We start from the raw sequence: 7,786 nt of genomic DNA on the forward strand, positions 1-7,786 counted from the left end.
AGAGACAGGGGATGGCCGTCCCGCCCCAGAGCTTCCGCTTGCCGCGCATCCACACGCCGGTGCCGTCGGCGGTGAACCGGAAGTAGTCCTCGGCCGTGCCGATCCAGCGCCCGGCGAGCGGCTTGACGTCGGCGGCCGCGACCTTCGGCAGGGGCGCGAGCGTGGTGGGGGCTGCGGCGCCCGCGCCGTCCTCCTCTCCGCCGCCGCAGCCGGCGAGGGCGAACGCGAGCGCGGCCGCACCCGCCAGGGGGAGCGTCGAGCGGGCCCGCACTCTCACGTGGACCTCCGAAGGATCTGGGACGAAAGCGGCAGTTTACCGGCGGGACGCCACCGGGCCCGGCTCCCCGCCTCCTACCTGGGAGTGACCCGGCGGTTCGTCCCCTGGAGGGTGGTCGCGCCTGTTCCCATTGCCTATAAAAGAGAGATGACGATCCCACGCCTGCCCCGCGAGGACCTCGCGGCGGCCCTGGAGGCCCGGCGAGAGCTGGGCCCCGACTACGACGAGGCGTTCCTCGAATCCGTGGTCACCCGGATCGAGGAGTCCTTGGACGCACGGGCGAGAGCGGAGCCCGCGCCCCGCCCGCGCCGTCCGGAGGCGCCCGAGGCCGGCGGCGGCGACGACCACAGCCTGGCCATGGTGGTGCTGTCGCTCCTGGCCTCCATCCCGCTGAGCGCGATCGGCGTGGTGAACGCCGGTCTTCCCGGGCTGCTGTTCGTCTGCACGATGATCGTGCTGCTGAACGTCACCTACAGCTTCCGGCCCCGCCGCTGACGGCGCCCCGCGGGTGACGCCCGGCCGGCGGCGCCCAGCGCGGCGGCACGGCCTCACCTGCCCGGCTCGGGATCGCGGGGCAGGCCGAGCAGCCGCTCACCGATGATGTTCAGCTGCACCTCGGTGGTACCGCCGTAGATCGTCATCGCCCGGCTGAACAGCATGGCCCGCGCGAGGATGCCGCTCTCGGCCATCGACACCTCGGTGGTCGCGGCCGCGCCCTGCGCCGCCCAGCAGTAGTCGGCGACGTCCTGGTTGAACTGGACGCCCAGCAGCTTGCGGACGCTGGCCTCCGCGCCCGGCTCCACCCCGTTCAGCTGCTTGAGCGTGGTGCGCAGGCCGAGCAGGTCGATCGACTGGCCCTGGGCGACGAGCCTGCCGACGTCGGCGGTGGCGACCGCGTCCAGGTCCCGGCCGCCGAGGAACCCCAGCAGCTCCGGGACGCCCATGCCCAGGCCGCCGCCGGTCGACAGCGACACCCGCTCGTTCGACAGGGTGTTGCGGGCGACCTGCCAGCCCCGGTCGACCTCGCCGACCACGCAGTCGTCCGGGACGAACACCTCGTCGAGGAACACCTCGTTGAAGATGGCCTCGCCGGTCAGCTCCTTGAGCGGGCGCACGTCCACGCCCTCGGCCTTCATGTCCACGAGGAAGTAGGTGATGCCGTCGTGCTTGGCCGCGTCGGGGTCGGTGCGGGCGATGCAGAACCCCCACTGGGCGAACTGGGCGACCGACGTCCAGATCTTCTGGCCGGTGAGCCGCCAGCCGCCCTCGGCCCGCTCGGCCCGCATCGACAGCGACGCCAGGTCCGACCCGGCGCCCGGCTCGGAGAACAGCTGGCACCACACCATCTGCCCGCGCAGCGTCGGGCGCAGGAAGCGCTCCTTCTGCTCCTGCGTCCCGTACCGGACGAGGGAGGGCACCAGCCACGCGCCGATCACCAGGTTCGGCGGCTTGACCCCGGCGGCCTTCAGCTCCTGCTGGATGATGATCTGCTCGACGGGCCCGGCGCCGCGGCCCCACGGCTCGGGGAAGTGCGGAACGGTCCAGCCCTCGTCGCCCATCCGGGTGTTCAGCTCGGTCTTGTCCTCGATCGCGGCGAGCTCGGCGATCTCGGCCCGGATCCGCTCGCGCAGCGGCTGGGACCCCTCGTCCAGCTCCAGCTCGACCGGGCGGCGGCCGCCGCTCAGCGCGAGGCCCGCGACCGTGGCGGCCCAGGTCTTGGACGGGCCGAGCAGGGCCCGCAGGGTCAGGGCGCGGCGCAGGTAGACGTGCGCGTCGTGCTCCCAGGTGAAGCCGATCCCGCCGAGGATCTGGATGGCGTCGCGGGCGGTCTGGACCCCGGCGTCGGCGGCGATGACGGCCGCGACGGCGGCGGCGAACCCGGCCTCCCCGGCGCCCTCGTCCAGGGCGCGGGCGGCGTCCCAGGCGGCGGCGCGGGCCTGCTCCAGGGCGATGAGCATCCGGGCGGCCTTGTGCTTGACGCCCTGGAACTGGCCGATCGGGCGGCCGAACTGCTCGCGGACCTTGGCGTACTCGGACGCGGTCGCCACCAGCCAGCCGGCGATGCCGGCGGCCTCGGCGCCGAACAGCGCGGCGGCCAGGTCGCGGACCTGGCCGGTGGTCAGGCCGTCCAGGACGCGGTCGGCGGCGACGGCGGTCCCGTCCGCCTCGACCGAGGCGACGCGGCGGACGCGGTCGAGGCTCTCGACCGGGCCGACCGCGAGGTCGGCGGCGTCCACCGCGACCCACTGCTCGCCGTCGCCGGTCGCGACCGGCAGGACGATCACGTCGGCCGGCGCCGCGCCGAGCACCGTGGCGGCCTTGCCGGTCACCACCAGCGCGTCGCCGTCGCGGCGGCCGGTCAGCCCGCCCTCCAGCGCGACGGCGGCGGTCCTCGTGCCGTCCGCGAGGACGGGCAGCAGCTCGGCGTGCGCCTTGGCGTTGCTGGAGGCGCTCACCGCGGCGCTCGCCAGCACCGTGGGCAGGAACGGGCCGGGTGCGGCGGCGCGGCCCAGCTCCTCCAGCACCACCGCGAGCTCCAGCAGGCCGTAGCCCTGCCCGCCGTGCTCCTCCGCCAGGTGCAGGCCGAGCAGGCCCTGCTCGGCCAGGGCCGGCCAGAACGCGGGCCTGGTCTCCTCGTCCGCTTCCAGGGCGGCCCGTACGGCCGTCGCCGGTATGTTGCGCTCGGTGAACCCGCGCACCGAGTCGGCGAGCGCCTCGTGCTCCTCGGTCAGCCCGATGGCCATGCGTAACCCTCTCTCAGACCCGTGTTGACACCGATTCTAGAACAGCATTCGGGTCTTGGGGGAGCGTGATCCTGCTCTCACTGGCGGTTACCGGGGGGTCTGGGGGGTCGCCCCCCAGGATGACTAAGGGAGTTTGCCAGGTGCTTCCGCCGCCGGTTCGGCGGCGGCCGCATCCTCGCGCAGGTCAGAGCGGCCGCCGGGACGGCGCCCGGCGGCGAGGCTGGCGACGGTGGTCGCGGCGAGGGTGCCGGCGATCACCGCGAGGGACAGCCAGATCGGGATCTCCGGCGCCCAGCCGGCACCGTACTCGTGCAGGGCGTGCAGGATCAGCTTGACGCCGATGAAGCCCAGGATGAACGCCAGCCCGTGGCCGAGGTAGACGAGCCGCTCGGCGAGGCCGCCCAGCAGGAAGTACAGCTGGACGAGCCCCATCAGGGCGAACGCGTTGGCGGTGAAGACCAGGTAGGGCTCGGTGGTCAGCCCGAAGATCGCGGGGATGGAGTCCAGCGCGAACAGCACGTCGGTGGACCCGATGGCGATCATGACGATCATCAGCGGGGTGACCGCGCGGCGGCCGTCGCGGCGGGTCAGGAACCGGCCGCCGTCGTACTCCTCGGAGGTGGGGATGACGCGCTTGGCCCACCGCAGCAGGGCGTTCTCCTTGAAGTCGTCCTCGTCGCCGCCGCGCACCAGGCCGTAGGCCGTCCAGATGAGGAACGCGCCGAAGATGAAGAAGACCCAGGTGAAGGTGGCGATGGCGGCGGCGCCGACCGCGATGAACACCCCGCGCAGCACCAGCGCGATGACGATGCCCGCCATCAGGACGGTGTGCTGGGCGTGCTTGGGCACGGCGAACCGCGTCAGGATCACCATGAACACGAAGAGGTTGTCGACGCTCAGGCTCTTCTCGGTGACGAAGCCGCCGAAGTACTGGGCGGCGTGCTCACCGCTGGAGAAGGCCCAGACGCCGATGCCGAACAGGACGGCGAGGCCGATGTAGACCACCGACCAGAAGGCGGCGCGGCGGGTGGTGAACTCCCGCGTGTCGTTGCGGTGGATGAGGAACAGATCGGCTGCGATGACGGCGAGGATCCCTGCCAAAGTCAGGGCCCACACCCATGGCGAGACGGACAACGTGACACCTCCGGCGGACATGAACGAGCGCCGGAGGTCTCTCCCGCCCGACGAGCGAGGGCCGCGGAACCCGGGCCGGTGCGGACCGGCCGTGCTGACGAGAACCGCGCGCAGGGATACTCCCCTCCACTACCTCCTTCAACGGGCGACGCCGCACGGTCGTTCCCCGATCGACCGGCCGATTCTTCGCGTCCGCGAACCTGGGCCCGCGAAGGCGCGTCTAACGCCTGCCGTCCGCTCGTCCGCCGCCGTTATCGTCGGCGGCGGGCGCTCCCCAGTTCCACGTAGACACCGGCGAGCTGCTCGACGGCGTCGCCCTCGCCCGGCAGCGTCGCGGCCCGCTGGGCGGCGGCCGCGCCGAGCCGCACCGCCAGCGCCGGATCGTCCAGGACGCGGCTCACGGCGCGTTCCAGGGCGCCGGCGTCGCCCGCCGGGACCAGCAGCGCCGCCTCGCTCTCCGGCCCGTGCAGCAGGCCCGCCCCGCCCGGCGGGCGCTCCCCCGCGCCGACCATGTCCGGGATGCCGCCGACGCGGGTGGCGACCAGCGGCCGCCCGGCCCGCAGGATCTCCTGGACGACGAGCGGCTGCCCCTCCCACACGCTCGGCACGACGGCCACGTCGGCGGCGGCCAGCAGCGCGGGCACGTCGCGGCGGCGCCCCAGCAGCCGGACGGGCAGGTCCTCGGCGGTGATCCGCGCGCGCAGTCCGTCCTCCAGCGGCCCGTCCCCCACGATCGCGACGAGCGGCGCCGGGGTGCGCGCCGCCCAGCCGCGGGCGGCGTCCAGCAGGACCGGCAGGCCCTTCTGCTCGGCGAGCCGTCCGACCGTGATGATCAGCGGCCGGTCGCCCACGCCCAGCTCCGCGCGGAGCCCGGCGCGGGCGGCGGGCCCCGGCTGGGCCCGGGGCGCGGGCGCGGGGACGATTGCGTGCCCGACCGACCGGGCGCCGAGGGCGCGCATCCGCTCCTCCAGGTCGGGCGAGACGCCGAGGACGCGGCTCGCGCCGCGCGCCACGACGCGTTCGAGCGCCCCGTACACCGCGGCCGTCCGCCCGCCCGCGATGACGGCGTTGTGCAGCGTGACGACCAGCGGCGGCCCGCCGCGCGAGAGCCGCAGCGGCCCCGGCGCGACACGCGCGCACGCCGCCGCGGCGAGCGCCCCGGCGCGCAGCCCGTGGGCGTGGACGACGTCGGCGTCGCGCAGCAGCGCCCGCAGCCGGGCGACCGCCCTGGCGTCGCTGACCGGGCGGGGGCGGTCGCCGAGGTCGACCTCGGCGAAGCGGACGCCGCCGCCCGCGAACCCGAACAGCTCCTCGGTCGGGGCGGGCCCGCAGACCAGCACCCGCGCGCCGCGCGCCGCCAGTCCCGACGCGACCGACCGCACATGCCGGCCGACCCCGCCCGCGCTGGTCCCGAGGACCAGCGCCACGCGCAGCCCGTCCAGACCGTCCACCGGCTTATCCGTCATTGCGTACGACCTCCGGCATTCCGTGCGACCTTCCGGCTGAGGACGGCCCGCAGGTCCCGGCCGTCGATCACGAACGCGATGATGAGGAACACCGCCGCGGCGGCCAGGGCGGCGAGCGCCCCGGTCCCGGCGGAGCGGACCTGGCCGCCCGTGCCCAGCGACGCGGCGAGCGCGTACCCGGCGCCGCCGCCGCCCGCGGCGCCCGCGAGCCCGGCGGCCAGCACCCGCGGCACCCCCCGCACGGCCGGGCGCCCCCGCGCGCGGACGAGCGTCACCAGCAGCAGCGCGCCCGCGACCGTCATCCCGGCGGCGTTGCCGAAGCCGAGCGCCGCGACCACCCACTGCCGGTCGACGGCCGGCACCAGCGCGACGTCGGCGGCCATGACCACGAGCCAGCCCGCGACCACGGCGACCGCGCCCATCCGGCCCCGGTGGCACGCGAACAGCACCCGCCCGAGATGGGCGACCAGCCCGTACCCGAGCAGGCCGGGCGCGAAGGCGAGGACCGCACGGGACAGGACGTCCTGCTGGCCGGGAAGGCCCGGGTTGAACACCGCCGCGACGGGCAGGGCGACCGCCGCCAGGACGGCCGCGCCGCCGCACGACACCAGGATCACCGCGCGGGTGGTGGCGGCGGTGATCTGGTCGAACCGGGCGTGCTCGCCGGCGCTCATCCGCGCCGACAGCAGGGGGAACGCGCTCGTCGCGATCGGCACCGCGAGGATCGCCCACGGCAGCAGGTAGATCGCCCACGCGTACTGGTAGTTGGCGAGGGCGCCGCCGGTGCCCTCGTAGCTGAGCCGGACGACCAGCAGCGCCGACACCTGCTGCGCGGCGACCGTCGCGAGTCCGGCGAGCGCGAGCCGCCGCACCCGCCGCGCCACCCCGTCCGGGAAGCGGAACGTGGGCCGCAGCCCGAGGCGCAGCCGCCACGCCGCCACCCCGGCGGTGGCGGCCATCGCGACGCCGCCGAGCGCGGTGCCGACCGACAGGGTCAGCTCGGCGGACTCCGGGAGCCCGGCCAGGTCGTTCTCGTAGCCCGCGCCGAGCGGCGCGAACGCCAGGTAGGCGCCGATCACCACCAGGCTGGACATCAGCGGCGCCAGCGCGGGCGCGGCGAACCGGCGGTGCGACTGCAGCAGCCCGTACAGCACCACGGCCATCCCGTACATGATCATCTGGGGGGCCATGACGGCGAGCATGTCGGCACCGACGCCGACGATCTGGGCGCGCGAGCAGCCGTTCAGGTCGCCGCCGACCAGCAGCTCCATGATCGGCCGGGACGCGAGGGCCATCAGCGCCGACAGCGGCACCATCAGCGCGACGATCCAGGTGAGCAGCGCCGAGCCGATCCGGCGGACCTGCTCGCGGTCGCCGCGCTCGGCGGGCCCGGCCAGCACCGGCACGACCATGCCGGCGAGGGCGCCGCCCGCGACGATCTCGTAGACGATGCTGGGGAACTGCGTCGAGGTGAAGTACGCCTGGCTGAGGCAGGACGTGGTGACCGTCTGGGAGAAGGCGTAGGTGCGCCCGAACCCGGCGAGCCGCGACAGGATCGTGATGGTCCCGATGACGACGGCCGCGCCGGCGAGGCCGCCGGTGAGGCGGCGCATGCGCGAGGACGTCACGGCGCCCTTCCCGTCGGGAGGTTCGGTGGCGCGCCCCGCGGCGCCCCGTCCTCCGGGGGCGCCGGAGCCGTCGGGACGCTCGGTCGCGGTCGGTTCGTCTGCGGGCACGTTCAAGGGCAGCAGCGGCGGGGGGCTCGGTGCGCAGCGCGTGCCCTATGGATCCCGGTCGCTGCGAACGGCGTCCAGGTGCGTGCATCCAAAGGCGGAGGAGGGAGGCGGCCTGGTGGGCTGTTGACCGACGACAACGCGGAGAGGTGCGTGCCTGGACGCCGCGCAGGCGACTGAAGATGCACCGGATATGCCCTGCTAAGCGGGGTCGGCGGCGACGCCGTTGCTGGAGGAGCCCGCCTGCCGAGGGACGAACGCGCCGCCACCCGTCCCATCGCCGGTCGCGCCGCCGGTCGCACCCTCGCTCTCACCGCCGGCCGCGCCATCCGTCGCGCCGCCGGTCGTGGCACCCGTCTTACCGCCGGAAGCGCCGCTGGTGGGCGCTGGGGACTGGTCTGCGGTGTCGTTCGTCGCGCCGTCTCCGGCGGG

General features: G+C 75.0%; 6 protein-coding genes and 1 pseudogene. 1 reads left to right on the forward strand and 6 read right to left on the reverse strand.

Annotation, left to right across the window (positions count from 1 at the left end; all coding sequences use genetic code 11):
- Positions 1–277: pseudogene (locus E1298_RS40925) on the reverse strand (hypothetical protein); the annotation flags it as partial.
- 147 nt (positions 278–424) lie between these two features.
- Between E1298_RS40925 and E1298_RS40930 the strand changes: the two are divergent.
- Positions 425–772: a hypothetical protein gene (locus E1298_RS40930; protein WP_131902766.1), complete on the forward strand. Its 348-nt coding sequence runs from the start codon at positions 425–427 to the stop codon at positions 770–772.
- Positions 773–825: 53 nt separating this feature from the next.
- Here E1298_RS40930 and E1298_RS40935 read toward each other — a convergent pair whose 3' ends face one another.
- From E1298_RS40935 to E1298_RS49875, 5 genes are all read right to left on the reverse strand, one after another.
- On the reverse strand, positions 826–3,021 hold the full coding sequence (locus tag E1298_RS40935; RefSeq protein ID WP_131902767.1) for an acyl-CoA dehydrogenase family protein: 2,196 nt from the start codon (positions 3,019–3,021) through the stop codon (positions 826–828).
- A gap of 123 nt (positions 3,022–3,144) precedes the next feature.
- Positions 3,145–4,155 (reverse strand): TerC family protein, encoded by a 1,011-nt coding sequence (locus tag E1298_RS40940; RefSeq protein WP_131902768.1) that lies wholly within the window; start codon positions 4,153–4,155, stop codon positions 3,145–3,147.
- Positions 4,156–4,406: 251 nt separating this feature from the next.
- The gene (locus E1298_RS40945; protein ID WP_207945137.1) at positions 4,407–5,621 is read right to left on the reverse strand and encodes a glycosyltransferase family 4 protein; all 1,215 of its coding nucleotides are present in this window, start codon (positions 5,619–5,621) and stop codon (positions 4,407–4,409) included.
- Complete coding sequence (gene murJ, locus E1298_RS40950) at positions 5,618–7,357, reverse strand: murein biosynthesis integral membrane protein MurJ (protein ID WP_243726142.1); 1,740 nt, start codon at positions 7,355–7,357, stop codon at positions 5,618–5,620. The genes E1298_RS40945 and murJ overlap by 4 nt, the downstream gene beginning before the upstream one ends.
- A 198-nt stretch (positions 7,358–7,555) precedes the next feature.
- On the reverse strand, positions 7,556–7,786 hold a 231-nt coding region (locus tag E1298_RS49875; RefSeq protein ID WP_207945138.1), incomplete at its 5' end, for a hypothetical protein.

It is taken from the genome of Actinomadura rubrisoli (genome assembly GCF_004349215.1).
Lineage (GTDB): Bacteria > Actinomycetota > Actinomycetes > Streptosporangiales > Streptosporangiaceae > Spirillospora > Spirillospora rubrisoli.

Excerpts from the sequence above, each read along its gene's own strand:
- E1298_RS40930 (WP_131902766.1), top strand. The coding sequence starts at position 425 with ATGACGATCCCACGCCTGCCCCGCGAGGACCTCGCGGCGGCCCTGGAG.
- E1298_RS40935 (WP_131902767.1), bottom strand. The coding sequence starts at position 3,021 with ATGGCCATCGGGCTGACCGAGGAGCACGAGGCGCTCGCCGACTCGGTG.
- E1298_RS40945 (WP_207945137.1), bottom strand. The coding sequence starts at position 5,621 with ATGACGGATAAGCCGGTGGACGGTCTGGACGGGCTGCGCGTGGCGCTG.